This window comes from Cupriavidus oxalaticus, assembly GCF_016894385.1.
In the GTDB taxonomy this organism is placed as follows: domain Bacteria; phylum Pseudomonadota; class Gammaproteobacteria; order Burkholderiales; family Burkholderiaceae; genus Cupriavidus; species Cupriavidus oxalaticus.
The window spans coordinates 399,239-423,995 of the sequence record NZ_CP069811.1; the positions used below are offsets into that span (position 1 = coordinate 399,239).

At 65.3% G+C, this 24,757-nt stretch carries 22 protein-coding genes and 1 pseudogene; 9 read left to right on the forward strand and 14 right to left on the reverse strand.

Annotated elements, in window-relative coordinates; translation table 11 throughout:
- The first annotated feature begins 153 nt into the window (after window positions 1-153).
- From JTE92_RS01765 to JTE92_RS01800, 8 genes are all read left to right on the forward strand, one after another.
- The gene (locus JTE92_RS01765) at window positions 154-1,731 is read left to right on the forward strand and encodes an alkaline phosphatase family protein (RefSeq protein ID WP_063239471.1); all 1,578 of its coding nucleotides are present in this window, start codon (window positions 154-156) and stop codon (window positions 1,729-1,731) included.
- 61 nt (window positions 1,732-1,792) lie between these two features.
- Complete coding sequence (locus JTE92_RS01770; RefSeq protein WP_063239472.1) at window positions 1,793-2,773, forward strand: Bug family tripartite tricarboxylate transporter substrate binding protein; 981 nt, start codon at window positions 1,793-1,795, stop codon at window positions 2,771-2,773.
- A gap of 127 nt (window positions 2,774-2,900) precedes the next feature.
- Entirely contained in the window at window positions 2,901-3,389 is a 489-nt protein-coding gene (locus JTE92_RS01775) for a cupin domain-containing protein (protein WP_063239473.1), read from the forward strand.
- A gap of 50 nt (window positions 3,390-3,439) precedes the next feature.
- Window positions 3,440-4,465 carry a hypothetical protein gene (locus JTE92_RS01780; RefSeq protein WP_063239474.1) on the forward strand — a complete coding sequence of 342 codons (1,026 nt, stop codon included), beginning with the start codon at window positions 3,440-3,442 and terminating at the stop codon, window positions 4,463-4,465.
- 43 nt (window positions 4,466-4,508) lie between these two features.
- Window positions 4,509-5,972 (forward strand): aldehyde dehydrogenase family protein, encoded by a 1,464-nt coding sequence (locus tag JTE92_RS01785; protein WP_063239647.1) that lies wholly within the window; start codon window positions 4,509-4,511, stop codon window positions 5,970-5,972.
- A 41-nt stretch (window positions 5,973-6,013) separates the two neighbouring features.
- Complete coding sequence (locus JTE92_RS01790; RefSeq protein ID WP_063239475.1) at window positions 6,014-7,081, forward strand: maleylacetate reductase; 1,068 nt, start codon at window positions 6,014-6,016, stop codon at window positions 7,079-7,081.
- A 107-nt stretch (window positions 7,082-7,188) separates the two neighbouring features.
- Window positions 7,189-7,503 carry a YciI family protein gene (locus tag JTE92_RS01795; RefSeq protein ID WP_063239476.1) on the forward strand — a complete coding sequence of 105 codons (315 nt, stop codon included), beginning with the start codon at window positions 7,189-7,191 and terminating at the stop codon, window positions 7,501-7,503.
- A 4-nt stretch (window positions 7,504-7,507) separates the two neighbouring features.
- Complete coding sequence (locus tag JTE92_RS01800; RefSeq protein WP_063239477.1) at window positions 7,508-7,825, forward strand: Rieske (2Fe-2S) protein; 318 nt, start codon at window positions 7,508-7,510, stop codon at window positions 7,823-7,825.
- Window positions 7,826-8,850: 1,025 nt separating this feature from the next.
- Here the strand turns inward: JTE92_RS01800 and JTE92_RS01805 are convergent.
- Genes JTE92_RS01805 through JTE92_RS01830 form a run of 6 tightly spaced genes read right to left on the reverse strand, consistent with a single transcriptional unit; the run spans window position 8,851 to window position 16,041 of the window.
- Entirely contained in the window at window positions 8,851-10,506 is a 1,656-nt protein-coding gene (locus tag JTE92_RS01805) for an acyl-CoA synthetase (RefSeq protein WP_063239479.1), read from the reverse strand.
- Between the two features lie 28 nt (window positions 10,507-10,534).
- Entirely contained in the window at window positions 10,535-11,650 is a 1,116-nt protein-coding gene (locus JTE92_RS01810; RefSeq protein WP_239477795.1) for an acyl-CoA dehydrogenase family protein, read from the reverse strand.
- A gap of 38 nt (window positions 11,651-11,688) precedes the next feature.
- Entirely contained in the window at window positions 11,689-12,819 is a 1,131-nt protein-coding gene (gbd, locus tag JTE92_RS01815) for a 4-hydroxybutyrate dehydrogenase (RefSeq protein WP_063239481.1), read from the reverse strand.
- Window positions 12,820-12,845: 26 nt separating this feature from the next.
- On the reverse strand, window positions 12,846-14,414 hold the full coding sequence (locus tag JTE92_RS01820) for an acyl CoA:acetate/3-ketoacid CoA transferase (RefSeq protein WP_063239482.1): 1,569 nt from the start codon (window positions 14,412-14,414) through the stop codon (window positions 12,846-12,848).
- Window positions 14,415-14,451: 37 nt separating this feature from the next.
- Window positions 14,452-14,892 carry a MaoC family dehydratase gene (locus JTE92_RS01825; RefSeq protein WP_022538176.1) on the reverse strand — a complete coding sequence of 147 codons (441 nt, stop codon included), beginning with the start codon at window positions 14,890-14,892 and terminating at the stop codon, window positions 14,452-14,454.
- 27 nt (window positions 14,893-14,919) lie between these two features.
- Complete coding sequence (locus JTE92_RS01830) at window positions 14,920-16,041, reverse strand: glycoside hydrolase family 88 protein (protein WP_063239483.1); 1,122 nt, start codon at window positions 16,039-16,041, stop codon at window positions 14,920-14,922.
- A gap of 162 nt (window positions 16,042-16,203) precedes the next feature.
- Between JTE92_RS01830 and JTE92_RS01835 the strand changes: the two genes are divergently transcribed.
- Complete coding sequence (locus JTE92_RS01835; RefSeq protein ID WP_063239484.1) at window positions 16,204-17,082, forward strand: LysR family transcriptional regulator; 879 nt, start codon at window positions 16,204-16,206, stop codon at window positions 17,080-17,082.
- 254 nt (window positions 17,083-17,336) lie between these two features.
- Here JTE92_RS01835 and JTE92_RS01840 read toward each other — a convergent pair whose 3' ends face one another.
- The 8 genes and pseudogenes from JTE92_RS01840 to JTE92_RS01875 all read right to left on the reverse strand — a co-directional run.
- Complete coding sequence (locus JTE92_RS01840) at window positions 17,337-18,557, reverse strand: ABC transporter substrate-binding protein (RefSeq protein ID WP_063239485.1); 1,221 nt, start codon at window positions 18,555-18,557, stop codon at window positions 17,337-17,339.
- 56 nt (window positions 18,558-18,613) lie between these two features.
- On the reverse strand, window positions 18,614-19,642 hold the full coding sequence (locus JTE92_RS01845) for a branched-chain amino acid ABC transporter permease (RefSeq protein ID WP_063239486.1): 1,029 nt from the start codon (window positions 19,640-19,642) through the stop codon (window positions 18,614-18,616).
- Window positions 19,643-19,656: 14 nt separating this feature from the next.
- Window positions 19,657-20,544, reverse strand: coding sequence for a branched-chain amino acid ABC transporter permease (locus tag JTE92_RS01850; protein ID WP_063239487.1), 888 nt, complete (start codon window positions 20,542-20,544; stop codon window positions 19,657-19,659).
- Window positions 20,545-20,565: 21 nt separating this feature from the next.
- The gene (locus JTE92_RS01855; RefSeq protein ID WP_029043246.1) at window positions 20,566-21,270 is read right to left on the reverse strand and encodes an ABC transporter ATP-binding protein; all 705 of its coding nucleotides are present in this window, start codon (window positions 21,268-21,270) and stop codon (window positions 20,566-20,568) included.
- A 2-nt stretch (window positions 21,271-21,272) separates the two neighbouring features.
- The gene (locus JTE92_RS01860) at window positions 21,273-22,052 is read right to left on the reverse strand and encodes an ABC transporter ATP-binding protein (RefSeq protein ID WP_063239488.1); all 780 of its coding nucleotides are present in this window, start codon (window positions 22,050-22,052) and stop codon (window positions 21,273-21,275) included.
- A 530-nt stretch (window positions 22,053-22,582) separates the two neighbouring features.
- Entirely contained in the window at window positions 22,583-23,527 is a 945-nt protein-coding gene (locus JTE92_RS01865) for a histone deacetylase family protein (protein WP_063239489.1), read from the reverse strand.
- Between the two features lie 294 nt (window positions 23,528-23,821).
- On the reverse strand, window positions 23,822-24,283 hold the full coding sequence (locus tag JTE92_RS01870; protein WP_169834826.1) for a DUF1772 domain-containing protein: 462 nt from the start codon (window positions 24,281-24,283) through the stop codon (window positions 23,822-23,824).
- Window positions 24,231-24,656 (reverse strand): annotated as a pseudogene (locus JTE92_RS01875) (MotA/TolQ/ExbB proton channel family protein); the annotation flags it as partial. The pseudogene JTE92_RS01875 and the gene JTE92_RS01870, both read right to left, overlap by 53 nt.
- Window positions 24,657-24,757: the final 101 nt, after the last annotated feature.

A 24,757-nucleotide genomic window follows, 5' to 3' on the forward strand; every position in this document is an offset into this window, starting at 1 on the left:
CGCCCGTAGGTTTCACCCGGTGAAACTCTAGCAGAAGCCGCTTGAGAAGCCCAGCTGCAGGAAATATTGTTCTGGCCATGGCGGCGGCATGCAGCGGCGGCACGGCAAGCGGGTCTGACCGCTTCAACACGAAAGCGAAGAGGAGACGTCGAGATGGAAGCGCAACACGTACGCAATGTCCTTTGGATCATGTGTGATCAATTGCGCTGGGACTATCTCTCCTGCTATGGCCATCCCCGCCTGCACACGCCCAACATCGATCGCCTCGCCAGCCGCGGCGTGCGCTTCACCAACGCGTTTGTCCAGGGGCCGGTGTGCGGCCCGTCGCGCATGTCCTACTACACGGGACGGTATGTGACGAGCCATGGCGCCGTCTGGAATTTCGTGCCGATGCCGGTGGGCGAGATGACGCTTGGCGACTTCCTGCGGCCGCACGGCGTGCGCGTCGCGGTAGCGGGCAAGACGCATGTGGAGGCCGACCGGGCCGGCATCAGGCGCCTCGGTATCGATCCGCGCAGTGCCGAAGGCGTGCTCGTTGCGCAAGGCGGCTTCGAGCCGTTCGAGCGCGACGACGGCATCTGGCCGCCGGGCTTTGCCGACGAGACTCACCAGTACACCGCCTACCTGCGCGCGCGTGGCTACGACGGCGAGAACCCGTGGCACGACCATGCCAACTCGGCCGCCGGAGATAACGGGGAAGTCCTGTCGGGCTGGGACATGCGCCACGCGAGGCGGCCCGCCCGGGTGCGCGAGGAAGACTCTGAGACGCCTTACATGACGCGCCGCGCCATCGATTTCATCGAGCAGAGCGGCGATCAACCCTGGGTGTTGCATCTCTCGTACATCAAGCCGCACTGGCCCTACGTGGCTCCCGCGCCATATCACGCCATGTACGGCCCGGAGGATGTGCTGCCGGTCAGGCAGCATCCGGGCGAACTGGATCACGCGCATCCCGTGCTGCAGGGCTTTCGCAACTGCGAGGTGAGCCGCAATTTCTCGCGGGCGGAGGTACGCGAAACCGTCATCCCCACATACATGGGCCTGATCAAACAGCTCGACGACCAGCTCGGCGTGCTGTTCGGGTATCTCGAACGCACCGGCCGCTTCGACGACACCATGATCATTTTCTCGAGCGACCATGGCGACTACCTCGGCGACCACTACCTGGGCGAGAAAGAACTCTTCCACGACAGCGTGGCCAAGGTGCCGCTGATCATCTACGACCCGCGCGTGAACGCCGCGCGCGGGCATGTGGAATCGCGGCTGGTGGAGGCCATCGACCTGGTGCCGACCATTCTCGACGCCTACGGGCTGCCCGTTCCCGACCACGTCGTGGAAGGCCGGTCGCTCGCGCCGCTGCTGCGCGGCGAATCGCCTGACGCGTGGCGCGACGCGGTGTTCGCCGAGAACGACTACGCCTTCCGCGATTTCGTGCGGGAACCGATCGGCCGTCCGGCGCATGGTTGCCACATGACGATGGTGCGCGATCACGACTGGAAATTCGTGCACTTCGAGGGGCTGCGCCCGCAGTTGTTCGACTTGCGCAACGACCCGGACGAGTTCGTCGATCTCGGCGCCGATCCCGCCTACGCGGCGGTGCGCGAGCGTTTCCAGCAGCGCCTGTTCGACTGGCTGCGCAATCGCCGCATCCATCCGACGATCAGCCACGACGCCATGGCCGGATGGACGCGCAAGGAGGAAGAGGTCGGCATCCATATCGGCCGCTGGTAGCAATATCCGGTAGCGGCCGCCAGAGAGCCGCCCGGCATCAGGAAACCCATCAGGAGACAACATGAAGCCCCTACGCCTGGCACTTGCCCTTGCCTGCCCACTCGTCTGCCAGTTCGCGATCGCGCCGCCGGCAGCCGCGCAGGCCGATTGGCCCAGCCGGCCAATCCGGATCGTCGTGGCATTCCCGGCCGGATCGCCCGGCGACATTGCATCGCGACTGGTCGCTGACAAGCTCGGCCGGTCGCTCAGGCAGCCGGTGGTGGTGGAGAACCGGCCGGGCGCAGGCGGCAATATCGGCGCCGACGTGGTCGCCAAGTCGCCGGCCGATGGCTACACCTTCCTGCAAGGCCCGGACACCATCCTGACGGTCAATCCGGCGATCTACCGCAAGCTCAACTTCAAGCCCGGCGACCTCACGCCCGTGATTACGCTTGCGCGCTTCAACCAGATGCTGGTCTGTGTGCCGTCGTCGGGGATCCGGTCCGTTGCCGACCTGGCAAAGAAGGCCCGGTCCACGCCGGAGGGATTGACCTATGCGTCCGGCGGCCCCGGCGTACCGGGCCATCTGGCGATGGAGATGTACGTCGCGCAAGCAGGAATCAGGATGACGCATGTGCCGTACAAGGGGCCGTCGCCCGCGATGCAGGACGTGCTGGCCGGACAGGTGCCGTGCGGATACCTGGCATCGCCGGTGGTCGCGCCAATGGTCAAGGCCGGCAAGCTCGTCGGGCTGGCGGTATCCGGTTCCACGCGCTCGGCGCTGGCGCCGCAGGTGCCGACCATGGCCGAGGCCGGTGTCAGTGGCTACGACGCGAGCTTCAGCGAACTGCTGCTCGCGCCCAAGGGCACGCCGGGCCCGATCGTGCGCCGCATGAACGAGGAGATCGGCCGCATCGTGCAGCTGCCGGAGGTCCGCGCGAAGCTGCTCGCCAACGATCTCGACCCTGCGCCGGACCAGCCCGCCGCGCTGGCCCGGCAGATTGAAGCCGACACCGCCAAGTGGCAGGCCGTGATTCGCCGGGTGGGTGTGTATCTGGACTGATCCCGGCCATCGCCACAGACAACCGCAAACGCAAACGCAACCGCAACCGCAACCGCAACCGCAAACGCAAACGCAAGCGCACGACCGACATTCACCGGCGGCGTACCCCTCAACTCAGGAGACATCCATGACGACATCCATGTCCCGGACCGTATTCGGTTCCCTCGACAACTACCGCAAGGGCGGCATCGAAGTGACCCAGGGCGATGCCCGCCACTACGTGTTTTCCAACGTCTTTGAAGTGGCCGCAACCTCGGCACCGTACGAGCGCGTGGTGGTCGGCAAGAACCTGGAGTACGTGGTGGAAGCCGCGCGTGCGCAAGGGCAGTCGGCATGGTTCGCCTGCTCGCACGATGAATTCGTGATTTCGATGGATGGCGAGGTGCGCGTGGATTTCGTCAAGCTGGATGCAGCTCCCGCCGCCGCGGACGGCGCGGCGCTGGCCGAGCCCGTGGGCCGCAAGATGGGCCACGTGGTGCTGGGCAGGGGCCACCAGAGCCTGCTGCCGGCTGGCTGCGCGTACCGCTTCAGCGCGACCAAGCCGTGCACGCTGCTCGTGCAGTCGAAGCTCGGTGTGCTGTCCGTGCAGAAGTGGGCGCAAATCTGCCTGCAATGAACTGCCCGCACTGATTCCACATCCCCAGCAAAGAACTCAGGAGACACACCATGGCCATGCTCGACGTCGCCGACAAGCCCCAAGCCGCCACCTTCGGCGCCGATAAAGTCCAGTCCGGCGCCCCCGACCCCGTCACCGGCTATCGCGACTTCACCCTCGGCGCCTTCCGCTTCTCGCGCGACGCCTACTTCGCCACCATCCAGTGGCCCGTCAACGGCCAGTTCCGTACGCACGCCATTCCCGCCGACGCCTTCCTGCGCGCCATGATGCGCGACGTGGCCTGGGGCTTCTTCTACGGCTGGGTCAACTTCGACCACGTGTTCGGCACGCGCAACCACTATGGCAAGGTCGACATGTACGCCGGCGCCTTCAACGGCGTGATGAAGGACGCGGGCGTCGACTACACTGAGACTTTCGACACCCCGGTCATCATGGCCACCTTCAAGGCCATTCTGCACGACTGGACCAACGAAGGCTTCGATCCGTTCGCTGCCCCCGAGGAAACCGGCAGCGCCTTTGGCCACAAGCACGGCGACAACGCCGCCGCCATCGAGCGCACGCGCATCGCCACGCGCCGCATGCCTGGGCTGCCGGACGATTCCCCGCTGCGCGACGACTTGCCCGTCAATCGCGCTTTCCTCGACGTTGCGCAGGACGAGCCCGCTGTCCACGTCGAACCCGGCTTTGAGGGCCAGCTTCACGCGTTCAACCTGTTCAAGTACCTGTCGCGCTCCGACGTGACGTGGAACCCGTCGGTCACGTCGGTGTGCGGCCAGAGCCTGTTCTGCCCGACCACGGAGGAATTCATCCTGCCGGTCTTCCATGGCAACGATCGCGTGGAGTGGTTCCTGCAACTGTCCGACGAGATCGTATGGGACATCGGCGACAAGAACACCGGCTCGCCCCGCGCCCGCATCACCATGCGTGCCGGCGACATCTGCGCAATGCCGGCCGACATCCGCCACCAGGGATACTCGACCAGGCGCTCGATGCTGCTGGTGTGGGAGAACGCCACGCCGAACCTGCCGAAGCGGTACGAGAGCGGGGAACTGAAGCCATATCCGGTGGATTTCTGACCGTCCGCGCCTTGCCTTAAAAGCACACATGGAATATCGCATCATGCAGAACAAGCTCTTCATCAATGGCCGCTTCGTCGACGCGCTGGCCGGCGGCACCATCGACGTGCTGAATCCGCACGACGCCAGCCTCATTACCTCGATCGCCGCTGCCGAGGCGGCCGATGTGGATCTCGCCGTCGAGGCCGCTGCCCGCGCGTTTCCCGCCTGGTCCCGCATGGCTGCCGCCGAGCGCGGGCGCCTGCTGCTGAAGCTGGCCGACGCCATCGAAGCGCACACGGAGGAGCTGGCGCAGCTCGAATCGCTCGACACCGGGCATCCGATTCGCGACTCCCGCGCCCTCGACGTGCCGCGCACCGCCGCCTGCTTCCGCTACTTCGGCGGCATGGCCGACAAGCTGCAGGGCTCGGTCATCCCGGTGGAGACCGGCTTCCTCAACTACGTGCAGCGCGCCCCCATCGGCGTGGTCGGCCAGATCGTGCCGTGGAACTTTCCGCTGATGTTCACGAGCTGGAAGATGGGCCCGGCGCTGGCGGCCGGCAATACCGTGGTGATCAAGCCGTCCGAGCTGACGCCGCTGTCGTCGCTGCGGATTGCCGAGCTGATGGCCGAAGTGGGTTTTCCGGCGGGCGTGGTCAACATGGTGCCGGGCTACGGCCACACGGCGGGCCAGCGGCTGGCCGAGCATCCGGGGGTCGGCAAGATTGCCTTCACCGGCTCGACTGCCACGGGCCGGCGCATCGTGGAGGCGTCGAAGGGCAACCTGAAGCGCGTGCAGCTCGAACTGGGCGGCAAGGGTGCCAACATCGTGTTCGAGGATGCGAATTTGGACGCAGCCATCAACGGCGCCGCCTGGGCGATCTTCCACAACCAGGGGCAGGCGTGCATCGCGGGTTCGCGGCTGATGCTGCATGAACGCATCGCCGACGAGTTCCTCGACCGCTTCGGCAAGCTGGCGGCGTCGATCCGGCTGGGCAATCCGCTCGATCCGGATACGGAGATGGGCCCGCTGACGTCGGCGCAGCATCGCGACAAGGTCCTGTCTTATACCGGCGTGGCGCGGGAGCAGGGCGGCCGTGTGCTGACCGGTGGCCGGGCGCCGGCGCTGGCGGGGCTGGAGCAGGGCTATTACGTCGAGCCGACCATCGTCGAGGCCGGGCCGCACGACCGCGTGGCGCAGGAAGAAGTGTTCGGTCCCTTCGTCACCGTGCTGCGCTTTGGCAACGACGAGGAAGCGCTGGCCATCGCCAATGCCACCGAGTACGGCCTCGGCAGCGGCCTGTGGACGCGCGACCTGAGCCGCGCCCACAAAATGGCCAACGGCATCCATGCCGGCATGTGCTGGATCAACTGCTACAAGCGGGTGAACCCCGGCAGCCCGTTCGGCGGGCTGGGCCAGTCCGGCTACGGTCGCGAGATGGGCTTCGAGGCCATGCACGACTACACGGAGGCGCGGTCGGTATGGGTCAACGTGGACGCCACGATACCGCCGCATTTCAAGCGCTGAAGCATTCGGCCAGCTCAATGAGTCAGGAGTCAGGAGGGGGGATGGAATCGTTTGTCTACCAGGCCACGCCGTCGCGGGTGGTCTTCGGGCCGGGTCGGCTGGCGGCGCTGCCCGACGAGGTGAAGCGGCTCGGCGCGCAGCGCGCCCTGGTGCTCACCACGCCGGAGCAGCGTCCGCTCGGCGAGCGCGTGGCGGCGCTGCTGGGAGAGTGCTCGGCGGGCGTCTATAGCCAGGCGGTGATGCACGTGCCGGCCGAGGTGGCGCTAGCCGCCCGGGACGAGGCCGCGCGGCTGGGTGCCGACTGCTACGTGGCGGTCGGCGGCGGCTCCACCATCGGGCTCGGCAAGGCCATCGCCCTGGTTTCGGGGCAGCCCATCATTGCCGTCCCGACCACCTACGCGGGGTCGGAAGTCACGCCGATCTACGGACTGACCGAAGGGCGCCTGAAGAAGACCGGCCGCGACCAGCGCGTGTTGCCGCGCACCGTTGTCTACGATCCCCAACTGACGCTGACCTTGCCGGCCGATGTCTCCGCCGCCTCCGGCATGAACGCGATGGCGCACGCGGTCGAGGCGATGTATGCCGAAGACGCCAATCCGATCATCAGCCTGATGGCGGAGGAGTCGGTCCGCGCGCTGGCCGGGTCGTTGCCCGGTGTGGTGCAACGGCCGGACGACATCGACGCACGCGGCCGCGCCCTGTACGGTGCGTGGCTGGCAGGCGCCTGCCTGGGCACGGTCGGCATGGCGATCCATCACAAGCTCTGCCATACGCTGGGCGGTCGCTTCAACCTGCCGCACGCGCAGACGCATGCCGTCATGCTGCCGCATACCGCCCACTACAATCACGCCGCCGCGCCGCATGCGCTGGAACGCGTGGCGCGGGCGCTGGGCGGCGAACGGGCACAGGACGCCGGTCCGCTGCTGTTCAGGCTGAACCAGTCGCTGGGCATCGCCACGGCGCTGTCGGCCATCGGCATGCCCGAGGAAGGGCTGGACGAGGCCGCCACGCTGGCCTGCACCAATCCGTACTACAACCCCAGGCGCGTCGAACGCGAGGCGGTTCGCGCGCTGCTCGGACGTGCCTGGCGCGGCGAAGGCCCGGCCTGAATGCGGCCCGCCGACCATCCGCCGGCGCGGCGCTTCGGCTTCGATGGGCCGTCCCGCGATGCGCGCCACCACTTCGTCCTCGACCCGACCTCGCAAGGCTGATCGCCATGTCCCGCTTCTATGCCATCTTCGCCACCGACAAGCCGGCCATGCTGGCCGTGCGCGAGCGCGTGCGCCCCGCCCATCGCGCCTATCTGCGCAACGCCGCGAGCGGGCACGGCGTATCCGTGCGGCTCGGTGGCCCGACGCTGGATGCCCGGTCCGGCACGATGAACGGCACGCTGCTGGTCATCGAGGCCGAGCACATCGACGACGTCCAACGCTTCGTCAGTGAGGATCCCTACATGCACGCCGGCATCTTTGAACGTGTGGAGATACGTCCGTGGAACTGGAGCCTGGGCAACCCCGGGCGCGAGGTGTGAGGATATGGACACCACCATGCTCTGCCATCTCGATGCCGTGCCCGACGGCGGCGCTCGCGTGATCGACCGTGACCCGGGCGTCATCGTGGTCCGGCGGGGGCAACAGGTCTGGGCCTACATCAATCGATGTCCCCACTTCTCCATCCCGCTGGATTTCGAGCCGGGCACCATCTGCACGTATGACGCGGAGGTGCTGATGTGCGCCCATCATTCCGCGCTGTTCCGCTTTACCGACGGCGTCTGCATCGACGGCCCGTGCCGCGATGCGGCGCTGTCACCGCTGGCCGTGCAGGTCATCGAGGGGCGGGTGTGCCTGTGTTAGTCGAGGGACGCAGGATGGCCAGACCCGGAATGGCAGGAGCATGGGAATGAGAACGCCCGGCGCTGCTGGCACCGTACGGCGCTTGCGATGCTCGTCAATGGTGCCCCGCTGGTCCGTTCAGGAGCAGAGGCTCGGTCACCGATGGCCCGGACGGTTGCTTTCCTGGTCTTTCTTGCTGCCTTGGCGTTGTTCACGGGGGGGCACAGAACGGCGGAGATTTTGAGCATTCTTCGGATGCTTGCGTAGTTTGCTCGATGCGGGGGAGTAAACAATCTACGACGGATTGTGGATGGGCTCGGACAGATGCTCGCCCGGGAATTGCGGCCGTCTCAAAGCGACCCATCTGCGCCGTTCGAGTCTTCCTCAACACGATGACGGCTATCCTTGTCCAACGGTCATCCGCCTGCTGCTGCTTCGGCAGATGGTCGCCATTTCAGTCATTCGGCAATCAGCGCGCCAACGGCAGAAAAAGGATCGTGGCAGCTGTTACAGGTTGCCATGCCTACGGCCGCTTACCACCGCGGACTCAGCCGACCACCATCCGAAATTACCCTGTACTCATGCTTGTCCGGCGCCATCACCCGGCCACTGGCTCCATTTCCGCCCCGCGCCCCTCCGTAAGGTCGCCCAATACATGACCCGAAGTTCCGAAGACAACTCTGCCTCTTCGATTCCGCATCCAGGTGGGAAGCCGCTCAAGTCAATGCCAAGTTCCACCGCCGCAGCTAGACAGATCACCATGCGCCTCGGGCACGCTGAATGCATCTCCGCGCGATAGAGGAGGAGCAGCGCGGCCTGGTATCCGATACCGTGGCGCCTGGACAGATGCCGTGCCTGCCGTGCGGTAGCACCGCGCCAGTCACGCATCTCGCGCAAGATGTCGCCAAGGCGGTCGATCAACCGGTCTTCGCTGCCGATGCGATGCCGGACACGAGTCTTCTGCTCCGCCACGACCGGGCGCTCACGGATATCCCGAATGTGGAGAGCAGGCCCGGCGGGCCACCGAAAAACATTCACGAGGGAACTCACGCCGGTTCGTGGCCGGGCCGGTGAGCGCCGGAGCTTGCTCGTTGCCTGAGGAGGAACTTCTGGATCTTGCCGGTCGACGTCCTGGGAAGGTGGCCGATGACCACCTTCTTCGGCGCCTTGAAGTGCGCCAAGTGGGCGCGGCAATGTTCGATCAGTTCGCGCTCGCCGACCCTGGCGCCATCGACGACTTCGACAAAGGCGCATGGCGTCTCCCCCCAACGCTCGTCCGGCTGGGCGACGACGGCTGCCACGCGCACCGCGGGGTGCCGGTAGAGCACCTCCTCCACCTCCAGCGAGTTGATATTCTCTCCGCCGGAAATGATGACGTCCTTGGAACGGTCCCGGATCTGTACATAGCCATCCGGGCAGACGACTGCGAGGTCACCCGAGTGGAACCAGCCGCCGGCAAAAGCTTCCGCCGTGGCCTCGGGGTTCTTCAGGTAGCCCTTCATCGTCATGTTGCCGCGGAACATGACTTCGCCGATAGTCTTCCCGTCCCGCGGCACCGGCACAAGGGTTTCGGGATGCAGCACGGCCATGCCTTCCTGTGCGGTGTAGCGGACGCCTTGCCGTCCTTTTCGTTCCGCCAGCGCACCGATGCCGAGGTCCTTCCATTCGGGCTGCTCCACGCAAACCGCCGCGGGGCCGTAGACCTCGGTGAGTCCGTAGATCTGGGTGATCCTGATCCCCATGCGCATCAGGCCTTCGATCACCGGGATCGGCGGGGGGGCGCCGCCGATGAGGCCGTGGACCGGATGGCCGATGCCCGCCTTCCACGCTTCGGGTGCGTGGGCAAGCATCGCATGCACGATCGGCGCCCCGCAGTAGTGAGTGACCTGGTGCTCGCGAATCGCATCGAGCACGGCGGCGGCCTCCACCCGCCGCAGGCAGACGCTGGTACCGGCGTTGGCCGCCAGCGTCCAGGCGAAGCACCAGCCATTGCAGTGGAACAGCGGCAGCGTCCACAGGAAGACGGCGTGCCGGGGCATGTCCCAGTCGAGCATGTTCGACAGCGCAGCCAGATAGGCGCCGCGATGATGGTAGACCACGCCCTTCGGGTTGCCTGTGGTGCCGGAGGTATAGTTGAGGGCGATGGCCTGCCATTCGTCGGCGGGCTCGCCGCCCTCCCAGTGCGGATCGCCCCCGGCCAGGAAGCCCTCGTATTCGATATCCGCCAGCCGGCGGCCCCCTTCGACGGCGGGATCGATGATGTCGATCACCAGCGGCTTGTCGTCGAGCAGCGTCAGTGCGGCTTCGACTACGTCAGCGTACTCCGTGTCGGTGACCAGCACCTTTGCCTCCGCGTGCCTGAGCATGAAGGCGATGGCGGCCGCGTCCAGGCGCACGTTCAACGTGTTCAGCATGGCGCCACTCATGGGCACGCCGAAATGCATCTCCAGCATCTCCGGCGTGTTGGCGGCCATCACGGCCACCGTATCGCCAGGCCTGACGCCGGCGGCCACCAGCGCCGACGCGAGGCGGCGGCTGCGGTCCAGCATTGCCCGCCAGCTCGTGCGGCGCTCGCCGTAGACGATGGCTGTACGCTCAGGGTAGACCTCGGCCGTCCTGCGCAGGAAGGAGATCGGCGTCAGGGGCACGAAGTTGACCGGGCTGCGCTCCAGCCCATCCGCGCTGTGTTCGACGTGTTCCATGGATTGCCTCACTGGCTGCAGCCGTGCGTCAGCGCGTTACGTCGCGGGAGATGATCATCCGCTGGATCTCGGAGGTTCCCTCAACGATCTCGAGCACCTTGGCATCCCCGAACGCGCGGGATACCGCGTACTCCGTCATGATCCCGTTGCCGCCGTGGATCTGCACGGCCTGGTGGGCCGCCTCCATGGCCTTTTCGGTTGCGAAGAGCTTTGCCATCGAGGCCTGCCGATCATAGGGCCGGCCCTCGTCCTTGGCCACCGCAGCGTCGTAGAGCATCAGGCGGGCAGCGTGCGCGTGGGTCGCCATGTCGGCCAGCTTGAACTGCAGCGACTGGAACTGGTCGAGCGTCTTGCCGAACGCTGTGCGCTCGCTCATGTAGCGGGCAGAGCGTTCCAGCGAGCCCTGCAGGATGCCCAGGCCCAGCGTTCCGATCAGGATGCGGCCGGTGCTCACCTGTGACAAGGTCTGCCTGAGGCCGGCCCCGACCTCGCCGAGCAGGTGGTTGGCAGGAATGGCGCAGTCCTCGAAGAACAGCTCGAATGTGGTCGATCCGCGCCAGCCGATCTTGTGCAGCTTCTTGCCATGACTGAAGCCGGGCGTACCGTTCGGCACGATGAAGTTCGATATCTCCTTGCGCCCGTCGGGCCGGATTCCCGTCACCGCCGCGATGACGATCGGGCCGGTGATCTCGGAACCCGAGTTGCTGATGAAGGTCTTGGCGCCATTGATAACCCAGCAGCCATCCTTCAGCACTGCGCGGGTCTGGATATTGGCGGCATCGGAGCCGGCGTTCGGCTCTGTCAGGCCGATGCAGCCGACCTGCGTGCCCGCCAGGATCGGCCGCAGGAAGCGCGCCTTCTGGTCATCGGTGCCGTAGTTGTTGAGCAGGCTGGCCGCCGTCGAATTGGCCATGATGGCTACCGCCACGGCGCAATCGACGCGGGCGATCTCTTCCAGCGCAATGGCAAAGCCAAGCCAGTCGCCGCCGCTGCCTCCCCAGGCTTCAGGGTACGGCAGCCCGATATACCCCAGTTCGCCGGCCCGGCGCCAGACCTCGTAGGGAAAACTCTCCTCTTCCCACAACCGGTGGGCGACCGGTGCGATCTCTTCCTCGGCGAAACGGCGCACCGCCTCGCGGATCATCTCGTGGTGTTCTGCGATGTATGACATCGTCTTTCTCCTCAATACGATTCGTGCAGCATCGCCAGGTAGTCGTCGACCGTGGCAGTGCGGGGATTGGTGGCGTGGCAGTGGTCCTTCGTGGCGGCGACCGCGATGTCCTCCAACACGTCACGCGGCACGCCCATGGCGCCGAGACCAGCCGGCAAGCCGAGACCGGCGTTGAGTTCGCTGATGGCCTGAGCCGGGTCCCCGCCGGCGGGCAGGCCCATGGCCTGTGCCAGTGCGGCCTGCTTGGCTTGGGTCGCCGGCTTGTTGAAGCGCAGCACGGCCGGCAGCAGCACGGCGTTCAGCGTGCCGTGGTGCAACGAGACGCCGGGCACCGCGCCCAGCGGGTGCGACAGGGCATGCACCGCGCCCAGCCCCTTCTGGAAGGCCAGCGCGCCTTCCATGGCGGCCATCATCATGTTCCAGCGCGCGTCGCGGTCGCAGCCGTCGGCGGTGGCCTTGCCGATATTGGCCATGCCGCGGCGCAGGCCGTCCAGGGCGATCGCTTCGGCGGGCGGGTTGATGGCCGGCGCCAGGAAGGTCTCGATGCAGTGGGCGATGGCGTCCATGCCGGTTGCGGCGGTCAGGGCCGGCGGCAGGCCCAGCGTCAGTTCGGGGTCGCAGATGGCGAGCTTCGGCAGCAGGAACGGACTAAGCAGGCCGAGCTTGCGGCCGGACTCCATGACGATGACCGCGCCCCGGCCCACTTCGCTGCCGGTACCCGCGGTTGTCGGGATGGCCACCAGCGGGGCGACCCGGCTGGTGATCCGGCTCGCGCCGCCTTCCACCGCCGCGTAGGTCTGCAGCGGTGCCGGGTGGGTCGCCAGCAGCGCAGTGGCCTTGCCCAGGTCGATGGGCGACCCGCCGCCCACGGCCGCGATGCCGTCGCAGCCATTGCCCAGGTAAAGGCCGGTCGCGGCGGACACGGCGGCTTCCGTCGGGTTGGGTGGGGTGTCCTCGAAGACGGTGGGGGTGCAATCCGGGCCCAGGGCGTCGAGCACCTTGCCGGCGATACCGGCGGCGCGGATGCCGCGGTCGGTGACGATCAGCGGTCGCTGGATGCCCAGGCGCTGCAGCTCGGCCCCCAGCATCCGGATGGCGCCGAAGTCGATGTGAACGGTGGTCAGGTAGTTGATGACAGCCATGTTTTCCTCGTAGATATGTCGATGCGTCAGGCGCGGAATAGCGTCGGGTCCATGCGCGGAAGCGGCTCCGCCACGCGCACCGGAGGGAAGGCCATCAGGTCCAGTACCTGGGACCTGACGTCGATGCCGGGCGCAACCTCCTCCAGCACCAGTCCGTCTGGCGCCACCGAGAAGACTGCGCGCTCGGTGATGACCTTGGCCTCCTGGCCACGCTCGGCCACGTTGCGCCCCAGTGGATAGGTGATTTCGTCCACGCGCTCGACGAACTTGCGCACGCTCCCCTCACGCCCGACCGACAGGAAGCCGTCGGTGGTGTCGGCGACGAGGCCGCCGGTGGTGAAGGTGCCGGTGAACAGCAGCTTGCGCGCGTTGTAGGCGATGTCGATGAAGCCGCCCGGCCCTGGATTGGCCGCGCCGAAGCGGCTGACGTTGATGTTTCCGCCCCGGTCGAACTGGGCAAAGGCCAGCGCCGCCATCGGGCAGTTGCCGCCGTCGATGAAGTCGAACTGCGACGGGCCATCGATCAAGGCCTCCGGATACTTGTTGGCGGAGAATTGCCAGCCGCTCATCACGACGCCGCCGAAGGGGCCGTGCTCGGTGGTAAAGCTGTAGCGACGCAGGCCTCCGTCGGCGAACAGTCCGTCTTCCATCATCACCGTGGGCACGTCGGAAGAAGCACCGAAGCCGAAGATGCTGACCTCGCCGGGTCTGATTTCGCGGGCCGCCCGCCGGGCGATCACCTTGTCGGCGCCGGGCGGCAGGCGGTCCGAGGCGCGGCCGTCGAAAAGCTGGCCGCCGAGGTAGGCATCGTCGTACCGGATGTCGGTGGTCATCATGGCGTCGGGTTCCACCACGACGCGATCCACCAGCACGCCGGGAATCCGCACCGCGTGCGCCGGCCTGGCGTGGCGCGGCACCAGCTTGCGCACCTGTGCGATCACGGTGCCGCCTGACGCCTTCACCGCCAGCGCCATGGCCAGCGCGCACGACGTGATCGGCTCGTCCTCGAAGCTCAGGTTGCCGTCCTCGTCGGCACTGGTGGCACGCAGGAACCCCACGTCGAGCGGCCAGCTCGGATAGAACAGGTATTCCTTGCCGTCCAGCTCCTGCACCCGCACCAGGTCGTCGGTGGCGCGCGCCGTGTACTTGCCGCCCTGCTGGCGCGGGTCGATGTAGGAGCCGAGGCCGATGCGGGTCAGGTAGCCTGGGCTGCGCCGGGCGACTTCGCGCAGCCAGTGCATGGTGGCGCCGATCGGCCAGCAGTAGGCTTCCACCCGGTTCTCGCGGATCAGACGCATGAACTCGGGGCGCTTGCCGGTGGCCGGATTCACCGCATTGGTAAAGTTGCCCGACACGATCCGCTTCATCAGCCCTTCGACTGCCACGTGATCCATGCCGCGGATGCCCATGCCGTCGCCGACACTGACCGGGAAGAAGAAGGTCAGGTCACGAGGCGACCCGGTCTCGTGGAAGCGTTGCGCCAGCGCCTGGAACAACGCGTCCGGCGTCAGCCAGCCGATCACGCCCACGCTACCCACGCTCTGGCCGGGCCGGATATCCGAAACGGCCTGCGCCGCAGTACAGATCTTGCTCATGCGATCTCTCACCTTTCTCGCCGCTCGCAGCCCGGGCTCAGGCCTGGAAATGGATGATGTGGGTACCGACGCAGACCGTCTCGCCCCGCTGGTTGAGCAGCGTCGCCTCGGCCCACAGGCGCTTCTTCTCGTCGTCGGCGCGGGCAATGCGGTAGTTCACGGTGAGGGTGTCGCCGATGCGAACGGGCTTGGTGAAGCGCACGTTGTCGTAGCCGTAGGAGACCGCCGGGCGCTGGATCATGTCGAGATACTTGGTCACGGCGCCGGCGATGAAACCGACCATCATGGCGCCCTGCGCGATGCGGCCGCCGAAGCCCATGCGCTTGCAGTATTCGTCGTCCATGTGGTTGGGGTGGTTGTCACCGCTGATGCCGGCGAAGGCATAGATGTCGTACTCGCCGAGGGTGCGGGTGTAGCTGGTGTGCGTGCCAATAAGGGTGGATACGTTGCCTTCGTGCGGGATCTTGATGTCGGACATGTGGGTTCTCCGGAAGTGGGTTGGGGTTCAGACCTGGGTGGCGTCGATCCTGCCCGCGAGAATGAGCAGGGATTCGAGGAGAAAGTAGTCGCCCCAAACCAGCTCGTTATCCATGGCGACGCCATTGCGCTTGTTGAAGCAGCCGCCGGTGAGGATGCCAGGCTGCCGTTCATCGTCTGGACCGATTGGGGTCAGGTAGCGGGTCACGAGTTGCTCGATGCTGTCGACGGCAGCCTGGCGGTAGACCGCCGCGCGCTCCGGGACAAGCGCGGCCAGTTTGAGGAGGCTGGCGGCGGCGATGGCGGTGGCCGAGGTGTCGCGGTTAGTGTGCGGGATGGCGGGATCGTCGAAATCCCAGAAGGCCACGCGGTCGGCGGGCAGGTGCGCGACCCACCAATCTGCCACGCGGATCGCGTCGGATTTGAACGCCTGCTCGCCGCACGACAGCGCCTGTGCGAGGCCGAGCATGCCCCACGCCTGGGCGCGGGCCCAGGTGCTGCTGTCATGGATGCCCTTGTGCGTGTAGCGCTTCACGAGCGAGCCATCGGCGGCGTTGAATGTGGCGGACTGGCAAACCGAGCCATCCTCCCGCACGCACAGGGCAATGTGCTGGCGCAGGTGCTGGCGGCCGATCTCTCCCGTGCCGAGCGCGGCGTCATGCCGCAGCAGCAGCGCCACGGTGCCCGGAATCGCATCGATGTTGGCCTCGCTCGTCCCCACGCTGGAGGCCTCCTCGGCCTCGGTGCCGAGCGGGATCAGGCGGGCCGCTTCGCTGTACATTTCCGCCAGGCCACGCGTGCCGTCGAGGGCGAGCCCCGCGGCCTGCGGATCGGCCAGCAGCGAGCCCCCGAGTTGCGCGCCGTACCAGAAGAGGAATCCTTTGAATACCGACTTGGACGCCACCCGCGGCGCCAGCCGTGCGGACCACATGCGGGCGCTGTCGCGGTACTTCTGATCGCCAGTGCGCAAGGCAGCCAGCCACAGCATCCCGACCCAGAAGCCGCCGGTCCAGTCGCCGGCCGGGGAGCGTGTCCAGGTGCCGTCGGCCGGATTGCCATAATGCGGAAAGCCCGCCTCGTCCTGCGCGATCGTTGCATCGATGCGTTGCAGGATGCGATCTAGCGCATCATCGGTCAGTCTGGAATCCATATCTTTGTCTCCATGGGTACATTGGCTTGTCCGGCCTCCGGTGCCAGCCTTGCGGACCGGCAGGGGTGGAGCGCGGAGCGGGTATGCATGGAATCGTAGGGATTGCACAAACTAGTGTCCAATATATAATTGATCGCTCTTTTATACTCGCAGGATATAGCGATGGACCTTCGCCACCTCCGCTACTTCATCGCCGTCGCCGAGGAACTCAACTTCACGCGGGCGGCCGAGCGCCTGCACATCGCCCAGCCGCCGCTGAGCCTGCAGATCCGCCAACTCGAGGAGGAGATGGATGTGACACTGCTGAACCGCTCGCGTCGGCACGTGGAGCTGACCGAGGCGGGTCGCATTTTCCTGGAGCAGGCGCGGCAGATCCTGCGCGCTACCGAGAGTGCGGTCGTCCAGACGCAGCGCGCGCATCGCGGTGAGACTGGCCGGCTGACGATCGGCTTCTTCGAGCACACGTCCTATACGCTGCTGCCGCCCATCCTGCGCGCCTACCGAAAGCGTTTTCCCTCCGTGGAGATCCTGCTGCGCTGGTTTCCGGTCGTCGAACAGGCAGAAGCGCTGCGGCGGGGTGACGCGGATATCTCCTTCATGCGGCCCGTGCCCGACCTCGAGGACGTGACGTGGGAAACCATCCTCGAAGAGCCATTCGTGCTGGCCGTGCCGGCAAGGCACCCATTCGCGAACGCGGAGTCAATCTCGCTGAAGGATTGCGCGCAGGAGCCCTTCATCATGTACATGCCCGAGGCGGCGCCGGACTTTCACGCCATGAACATGCGCATGTGCGCGTCGGCGGGTTTCGTGCCGAAGGTCGTGTCTGAAGTGGGGCAGGTCTACACGCTGGTCGGGTTGGTCAGCTCCGGTGCGGGCATCGGCTTCGTGCCGGCATCGGTCCGGCAGATGAAGTTCGACCACGTCGTCTACAAGCCGATCAAAGGCCGGCAACCAACCGTCGAGATCATGCTCGGCTATAGCCAGCGCACCCCAACGCCGCTGATGACGGCTTTCATCGAGACGGCGAAAAGCATGCTGTGAAGGTTCCCCCGGGCCTCGCCCGCTGTAACGTTGGCGAGGGCCGGAGAATGGCGCGGACGTTCAGTCGCGCGGCGATGCCGGCAATAGGCAGCAGCCGTACGTGGCGGCCGGGCGCCAGCGAGTTGCCGTCGGCCAGGGCTGCCCGCAACGGGCTTGAGACGAAGTTCTGATAACACACGGGGCACCGGAACCGCTCGATAGCAGCGCTGCCGACCGACGTGCTGCGCGCATCGGACAAAGGGGCGTTTAGATCTTCATGACGTCTTCTTCCCAACCAGCGGGCAGCCACCTTCTTCCACCGGCCTGAACGCCTCGTTGGCGGGAATGGAGGCGATGAGCTTGTAGAAGTCGCCCGCATACTTCGATTCCGACGGCTTCTTCACCTCGAACAGATAGAGCGGGTGGATCTTCCGGCCGTCTTCGCGAATGCTGCCCTTGCCGAACAGCTTGTCGTCGGTGGGCATCGCCTTCATCTTCGCTACCACGGCGCTGCCGTCGCCATCCGCCTTCATCGCCGTCACTGCCTTCAGGTAGTGGATCACAGCCGAGTACGTGCCCGCCTGCGCCATGGTCGGGAACTTGCCGTTGTTGGCAGTGGCGAATTCCTTGCCAAACTTGCGGTTCTCGTCGGTCATATCCCAATACCAGGTCTCGCTCAGCAACAGACCCTGTGCGGCCTTGAGGCCGAGCGCCTGGACGTCGCTGCTGAAGACGAGCAGGCCTGCCAGCTTCTGACCGCCGGCGGTCACGCCGAACTCGGCGGCCTGCTTGACCGCGCCGATGGTGTCGCCCCCGGCGTTGGCCAGGCCCACTACCTGTGCCTTCGAGGCCTGGGCCTGAAGCAGGTAGGAGGAGAAATCGTTGCCCGGGAAAGGATGCCGGACCTTGCCGAGAACCTTGCCACCGTTCTTGACGACGACAGCTTCGGTATCGCGTTCGAGCGAGTGGCCGAAGGCGTAGTCGGCAGTCACGAAGAACCAACTCTTGCCACCCGACTTGACAACCGCCTTGCCCGTCCCATTCGCCAGTGCCCACGTGTCGTAGGCCCAGTGGATGGCATTGGGCGTGCAGGCTTTGCCGGTGAGGTCGGAGGTGCCGCCGCCGGTGACAATCATCACCTTGTTCTTCTCCTTGGCCACCTGGTTGACCGCCAGGACGACCGACGAGGTCGGCACGTCGACGATAGCGTCCACCTTGTCCACGTCGAACCAGCGGCGGGCGATGCTCGCCCCGACGTCCGGCTTGTTCTGGTGGTCGGCGGCCACAATCTCCACCTTCAGACCATGCTTCTCGGGCGCGAAGTCCTGGACCGCCTTCTTCGCGGCCCAGACCGAACCGGAACCAGCCAGCCCGGCATAAACGCCGGTCTGATCGTTGAGCACGCCGATCCGGACCACGCCGTCCGTGATCTCGGCCTGCGCCGTCGAGGCCGCCAGCAGCGCGGCGAGCGAAAGCAGCTTGATGCGATTGTTCATCCTGTGTCTCCTCTACTGTGGGGATGTATATGGGGTGTTCCGTTCAGCGCTCGATTTCATGCCTTTCCTTCCGCGCGCCGGGCATGCACGCCTGCTCCGGCGGGCGTTTCGTCATGACTTGGTGCCGGCACGGCAGCGTGGCGCGGTGCGGGCCGGCCGCGGCGGTTGCCCACGATGTTCTGGCACAACGCGTTCAACTCGCCGACGATGCCGCGGCGGAACGCCAGCACGCACACGACGAAGATGCTCCCCATGATCACGGTGATCATGGAACCGACCTTGTCCGCCAAGGCGTTCTGGATGGCGACCACGATGCCCGCGCCCACCACCGGGCCGAAGGCAGTGCCAAGGCCGCCCAACAGCGTCATCAGTACGACTTCGCCGGAGGTGTGCCAGTGCGCGTCGGTCAGTGTGGCAAACTGAAAGACAAGGGTCTTGGTGGCCCCGGCAAGGCCGGCCAGGCCCGCCGAGAGGACGAAGGCCAGCAGCTTGTAGCGCGCGACGTCGTAGCCCAGCGAAGTGGTGCGCGCCTCGTTCTCGCGGATCGCCTTCAGAATCTGGCCGAAAGGCGAATGGATGATGCGGTGGATCAGCCAGAAGGTGAACAGGAAGATCGCCAGCACGAAGTAGTACATGCGCAGGTCCGACGCCAGGTCGAACAGGCCGAACAGCCTGCCTCGCGGAATGGCCTGCATGCCATCCTCGCCGCCTGTGAACGGCGCCTGCAGGAACAGGAAGTACAACATCTGTGCCAAAGCAAGCGTGATCATCGCGAAGTAGATGCCCTGTCGGCGAATAGCGAGCGCCCCGACGACAAAGCCCGCGGCAGCCGAGACGGCCGTGCCGAGCAGAAGGCCGAGTTCCGGGGTGAGCCCCCAGGTCTTCATGCCATAGCCCGATATATAGGCCGCCGTGCCCAGGAACGCCGCATGGCCGAACGAGAGCAGGCCGGTATAGCCGAGCAGCAGGTTGAAGGCGCAGGCGAACAAGGCGAAGCACAGCACCTTCATCAGCATCACCGGATAGAGCACGGCCGGGGCCGCCAGCGCGCCCAGCAGCAGGACACCGTAGCCAAGATTTCTCATTTTCATACTCGACCTCACTTTTCCTTGCCAAACAGGCCTGCCGGCCGAACCATCAGCACGATGACCATGATCACGAAAACCACCGTGGCCGACGCCTCTGGATAAAACACCTTGGTCAGTCCTTCGACCACGCCCAGCCCCAGTCCGGCGACGATCGCGCCAAGGATGGAACCCATGCCGCCGATCACCACCACCGCGAACACGACGATGATCAGGTTCGACCCCATCAGCGGACTTAGCTGCCCCGTCGGTGCCGCCAGCACGCCGGCCAGCCCGGCTAGGCCCACGCCGAAGGCATAGGTCATCATCACCATCACCGGCACGTTGATGCCGAAGGCTTGGGTAATGCCTGGGTTCTCGGTGGCGGCGCGCAGGTAGGCGCCGAGGCGGGTCTTCTCGATCGTGAACCAGGTCAGCAGGCACACTGTGAGCGAGGCACCGATGACCCACGCGCGGTATTTCGGCAGGATCATGAAGCCGAGGTTGAAGGCGCCGGCCATCTCGTCGGGAATCGAGTACGGCTGCCCCGAGACGCCGAACTGGAAGCGGAACAGGCCTTCGATAATGAGCGCCAGCCCGAAGGTGAGCAGCAGCCCGTACAGGTGGTCGAGCTTGTACAGCCACCGCAGCAGGCCGCGCTCGATGGCGATACCCGTCAGCCCGACCAGCACCGGCGCCGCCAGCAGCGACCACCAGTAGCTGATGCCGAGATACTCCAGGCCCGCCCAGGCGACGAATGCGCCCGCCATGAACATCGCGCCGTGGGCAAAGTTGATGATGTTGAGCATGCCGAAGATCACGGCGAGCCCGAGGCTGAGAATCGCGTAGAACGAGCCGTTTACCAGCCCGAGTACGAGTTGCCCCAACAGCCCCTGTAGCGGGACTCCCAGAATCGTTGTCATGTTGTCTCCTCCGCAGCGGTCTCAGACACCCAGGAGTTCCTGGAGCAGGTGCTGCTTCTCGTGAATCTCGTGCTGGTGGATCTCCGCGGCGATCTGGCCGTGCTCCACCACGTACATGCGGTCGGCCAGCGGCGCGGCGAACCGGAAGTTCTGCTCCACCAGCACGATCGTGTAGCCCTTTGCCTTGAGGTCGCGGATGACCTGGGCGAGCTTCTGCACGATCACCGGCGCCAGTCCCTCGGAGATTTCGTCCAGCAGCAGCAGCCGCGCCCCGGTGCGCAGGATGCGCGCCATCGCCAGCATCTGTTGCTCGCCGCCCGAGAGCCGCGTGCCCTGGCTATGCCGCCGCTCGTGGAGGTTGGGAAACATCGCGTAGATCTCGTCGAGGCTCATCCCGCCGCCACCCACCTGCGGCGGCAGCAGGAGGTTCTCCTCGCACGAGAGGCTGGAATAAATCGCCCGCTCTTCCGGGCAAAAGCCGACGCCGAGACGCGCGATGCGATGGGCCGGCATGCCGATTGCCTCGCGGCCGTCGATCATGACCGAGCCGGCGCGCCGCCCCGTCAGGCCCATGATCGCGCGCAGGGTGGTGGTACGGCCTGCCCCGTTGCGGCCGAGCAGGGTCACGCACTCTCCCTCGTTCACCAGCAAGTCGATGCCGTGCAGGATGTGCGATTCGCCGTAGAAGGCATGTAGGTCGGTGACCCGCAGGTATTCCGTCGCCATGATCAATGCCCTCCCGGCGCAGCGAGCGCGGCATCAGCGCTGCCCATATAGGCCTCGATGACCTGCGGGTTGGCGGAGACTTCCGCGTACGTGCCCTCGGCCAGCACGCTGCCGCGCGCCAGCACCGTGATGGCGTCGCAGATGCCGGACACCACTTTCATGTTGTGCTCCACCATCAGGATGCTGCGATTGGCCGAGACCTTCTTGATGAGCTGCATGACGCGGTCAACGTCTTCGTGGCCCATGCCCTGCGTAGGCTCGTCGAGCAGCATCAGCTCGGGGTCGAGGGCCAGCGTGGTGGCGATTTCCAGCGCGCGCTTGCGGCCGTACGGCATCTCGGCGGTCGTCATGTCGGCGAAGTCCTCCAGTCCGACGTCGGCGAGCAATGCCATGGCCCTGTCATCGAGCGATGCGAGGACTTTCGGCGAGCGCCAGAACTGGAAGGAAATCCCGAGCCTGCGCTGCAGCGGGATACGCACGTTCTCAAGCACGGTCAGGTGCGGAAACACCGCCGAGATCTGGAAGGAGCGCACCACGCCCCGGCGTGCGACCTGCGCCGGCTTGTCGCCGGTGATCTCGGCACCGTTGAACCGGATGGTGCCGCGCGTGGGATCCAGGAACTTGGTAAGGAGGTTGAAGCAGGTGGTCTTGCCTGCACCATTCGGACCGATCAGTGCGTGGATGTGCCCACGCCTGACCTTGAGACTGACGTCGTTTACGGCGACAAATCCCTTGAACTCCTTCCTCAGTCCGACGGTTTCAAGAATGAGATTGCTTGCCATGGTCATTTCCGCGCCCGTTGTTGGGTCTGCTGGAGAATATGGCCGCAGCTAGATCACGTCCAATATATTATTTGTCAGTCATTGACACTTTTTGTGTATATATGTCGGAGGCGGCGCAGTTCGCACGCCTCGCGGATTGTGGCGACGAAGTATTCAAGATCCAGGCCGAGGACAATCTGGAAGCGGTCCTGGCGCTTCAATACCCCCGCCGATCCGTGATCTTTACCCATCAACCACAGATTCTGAGACGTTAGGACACGAAGGCCATGTCGAAGCGCCACAGAGGCGACAGAAACGAATGCGAACAAGGGTCTGTTGCTTGAGCGAAGCGGACGCACAAACGTCCGCGCGTTGGTGAAGGCAAATGACCCTTCATGGCCGCTAAGCGACGGCCGAAGGGAGAAGCCCAACCGGAAATCTTCAGTTCCTGCTGCAGCGCTAACGCTTGACAGTGTCATGACGAATCCCGGACCGGCCGTCATGGGCGACGACGTACTATCGGCGCTGAATGCGGCCGCAACGCCGTCTGTTCACTCGGCATCGAGCTGCATCAGAGCGCTGACATGCGCCCTCGCACTCGTGGCCAATGCGTCGAGGCTATAGCCCCCTTCCAGGATCGATACGATGCGGCCGTCGCACGTCTCGTCGGCAATCTGCATCAGTTCCTGGGTGATCCAATGGAAGTCACTGTCCTCCAGGTTCATGCCAGCGAGGGGATCCAGGCGGTGCGCGTCGAATCCCGCGGAGACGATGAGGATTTCGGGGGCGAACGCCTTTAGCGCGGGAAGCACCAGGGCGGAAATCGCGGCACGGAACTGCGCCGGCTCACAGCCGCGCGGCAACGGAACGTTGACGATATTGTGGTTCACCCCTGTCTCGGACCGGGCGCCGGTACCAGGATAGAAAGGCGACTGGTGGCTGGATGCATAGAACAGCTCCGGGCGGTCGAAGAATGCTGCCTGGGTCCCATTACCGTGATGTACATCGAAATCGACCACAGCGACGCGCTCGAGTTTGCGGACCTGATAGGCGTAGGCTGCCGCGATTGCCACCTGGTTGAAAATGCAAAAGCCCATCGCCTTGGCCGGTTCAGCATGATGGCCGCACGGCCGCGTCGCGCAGAACACGTTACGCGCCTGACCGTCCATCACCGCATCGACACCCGCGCAAGCAGCACCGACGCAACGCATGACGGCTTCCCACGAGCCCGGCGACATGACCGTATCGCCCCCGTCCAGCGGCACGTATCCCTGGCTGGGAGCGCTTTGCGCGATCTCGTCGATGTAATACGGATCGTGGATCAATTGCAGCTGCTCGACGGTGCCCATCGGCGCATCGCGCCATTCAAGCGTTGCGAACTCGGGCGTTCGCAACGCCTGCACAACGGCTTTCAGGCGTTCGGGCGACTCCGGATGGTGCGGCCCGGGGCGGTGTTCGAGACACGCGGCGTGGGTATAAATAATCGTAGTTGTCATGTTCGGCTGTACTCGGTTTCAACCGGCGACATTCCGTGATCGCACACCGGGCCTACGTTGTTGGTCACGGCGATCCTATCAGATATTCAATATATCAGGAGGTGTGATCGCTTCGCCACGATCACCCGGCGAGCCGGGAGACCGATTGCATAGTTGAGGTCTGGGGGCTGTCCTGTCCCGCAAATAGCTCACCCATGAAGTCATGAATCGAACGTTTTCATCCGACTGAATCAAACTGGTTGGGAAGGGCCGGGGGAGTGGCGGCGTCGCAGCGATGTCCGCTGCAATCGGTTGTCAGGCGCCTGGCTCATTCAGGCCAGGTCTTTCTTCAGAGTCCCGGGCAGTCGTTGGCAGCTCGGTAAGAACAGAAACCACCAATGCAGCAAGGGCGACAATCTGAAGGATCGCACGTGCGGCGTGTGCGAACTCCCACTGGTCTCGCCAACGTTCCCAGTTGGCAGGTAGCGTTTCTGGCGACAGCGGGACTAGCGCAGTGTTCACTGGAGCGACCCAGATCCAGAAGATTGCGTGGGTTGCGGCAAGGCAAGATGCGGCGAGCAATGTCCAACGAAATGCTCTCCGGCGCTTGCGAACTACAGCAACTAGCGCCAGGCAGGCGATGACCGCTCCAATCTCGCAAACGCCAGAGACCTTCCCAAAGGTGGGGTAGAGAGTCTGCAGGAGCTTAAGCCACAGCGCGCCGTCATAGTTGAGCTTGGCCGGCATCTCCAAAAGATGGGCCACGGCTGCGCTCATGCTGAGCGCCGTCAGCATGATCACGAGGAACCGTAGTACTTTCATGGCTTCCCCTTGGATGCACAAGCGGAGCAGCGAACCGCATGACGCCATCGTTGGCCGGACGGGGGATGGAACGCACGCATGCGCCTGTATGGAAGTAGCCGTGCAACTCGAACGCAAACCGGTTGAGCTTGCCAATGACGACCTTGTTGCCTCGATTCAGTGCGTTGTAGCCCAGCACGGCTGGAATGGCGACGGCCAAGCCGAATGCGGTCATGATCAACGCTTCACCAACCGGGCCGGTGACCTTGTCAACCGTTGGAATGCCTGACATCCCGATGCCGATCAATGCATGATAGATGCTCCATACGGTACCGAACAGGCCGCCAAAAGCGCAGTTCTGCATGGCGTGCCATCTGCCTGAGACGGACCAAATCCAGCACCTTGGCGAGAATGACGATCTAGGAAAGCAGAGACATTGCAAGCAGAACG

What these genes read in the sequence shown, in the direction of transcription:
- JTE92_RS01795 (WP_063239476.1), top strand. Translation starts at nt 7,189, where the DNA reads ATGTCCCGCTTCTATGCCATCTTCGCCACCGACAAGCCGGCCATGCTG.
- JTE92_RS01830 (WP_063239483.1), bottom strand. Translation starts at nt 16,041, where the DNA reads ATGGATTCCAGACTGACCGATGATGCGCTAGATCGCATCCTGCAACGC.
- JTE92_RS01805 (WP_063239479.1), bottom strand. Translation starts at nt 10,506, where the DNA reads ATGGAACACGTCGAACACAGCGCGGATGGGCTGGAGCGCAGCCCGGTC.
- JTE92_RS01770 (WP_063239472.1), top strand. Translation starts at nt 1,793, where the DNA reads ATGAAGCCCCTACGCCTGGCACTTGCCCTTGCCTGCCCACTCGTCTGC.
- JTE92_RS01765 (WP_063239471.1), top strand. Translation starts at nt 154, where the DNA reads ATGGAAGCGCAACACGTACGCAATGTCCTTTGGATCATGTGTGATCAA.
- JTE92_RS01855 (WP_029043246.1), bottom strand. Translation starts at nt 21,270, where the DNA reads ATGGCGACGGAATACCTGCGGGTCACCGACCTACATGCCTTCTACGGC.
- JTE92_RS01790 (WP_063239475.1), top strand. Translation starts at nt 6,014, where the DNA reads ATGGAATCGTTTGTCTACCAGGCCACGCCGTCGCGGGTGGTCTTCGGG.
- JTE92_RS01775 (WP_063239473.1), top strand. Translation starts at nt 2,901, where the DNA reads ATGACGACATCCATGTCCCGGACCGTATTCGGTTCCCTCGACAACTAC.
- gbd (WP_063239481.1), bottom strand. Translation starts at nt 12,819, where the DNA reads ATGGCTGTCATCAACTACCTGACCACCGTTCACATCGACTTCGGCGCC.
- JTE92_RS01840 (WP_063239485.1), bottom strand. Translation starts at nt 18,557, where the DNA reads ATGAACAATCGCATCAAGCTGCTTTCGCTCGCCGCGCTGCTGGCGGCC.
- JTE92_RS01860 (WP_063239488.1), bottom strand. Translation starts at nt 22,052, where the DNA reads ATGGCAAGCAATCTCATTCTTGAAACCGTCGGACTGAGGAAGGAGTTC.
- JTE92_RS01835 (WP_063239484.1), top strand. Translation starts at nt 16,204, where the DNA reads ATGGACCTTCGCCACCTCCGCTACTTCATCGCCGTCGCCGAGGAACTC.
- JTE92_RS01870 (WP_169834826.1), bottom strand. Translation starts at nt 24,283, where the DNA reads ATGAGCGCAGCCGTGGCCCATCTTTTGGAGATGCCGGCCAAGCTCAAC.
- JTE92_RS01845 (WP_063239486.1), bottom strand. Translation starts at nt 19,642, where the DNA reads ATGAGAAATCTTGGCTACGGTGTCCTGCTGCTGGGCGCGCTGGCGGCC.
- JTE92_RS01780 (WP_063239474.1), top strand. Translation starts at nt 3,440, where the DNA reads ATGGCCATGCTCGACGTCGCCGACAAGCCCCAAGCCGCCACCTTCGGC.
- JTE92_RS01825 (WP_022538176.1), bottom strand. Translation starts at nt 14,892, where the DNA reads ATGTCCGACATCAAGATCCCGCACGAAGGCAACGTATCCACCCTTATT.
- JTE92_RS01800 (WP_063239477.1), top strand. Translation starts at nt 7,508, where the DNA reads ATGGACACCACCATGCTCTGCCATCTCGATGCCGTGCCCGACGGCGGC.
- JTE92_RS01820 (WP_063239482.1), bottom strand. Translation starts at nt 14,414, where the DNA reads ATGAGCAAGATCTGTACTGCGGCGCAGGCCGTTTCGGATATCCGGCCC.
- JTE92_RS01785 (WP_063239647.1), top strand. Translation starts at nt 4,509, where the DNA reads ATGCAGAACAAGCTCTTCATCAATGGCCGCTTCGTCGACGCGCTGGCC.
- JTE92_RS01810 (WP_239477795.1), bottom strand. Translation starts at nt 11,650, where the DNA reads ATGATCCGCGAGGCGGTGCGCCGTTTCGCCGAGGAAGAGATCGCACCG.
- JTE92_RS01850 (WP_063239487.1), bottom strand. Translation starts at nt 20,544, where the DNA reads ATGACAACGATTCTGGGAGTCCCGCTACAGGGGCTGTTGGGGCAACTC.
- JTE92_RS01865 (WP_063239489.1), bottom strand. Translation starts at nt 23,527, where the DNA reads ATGACAACTACGATTATTTATACCCACGCCGCGTGTCTCGAACACCGC.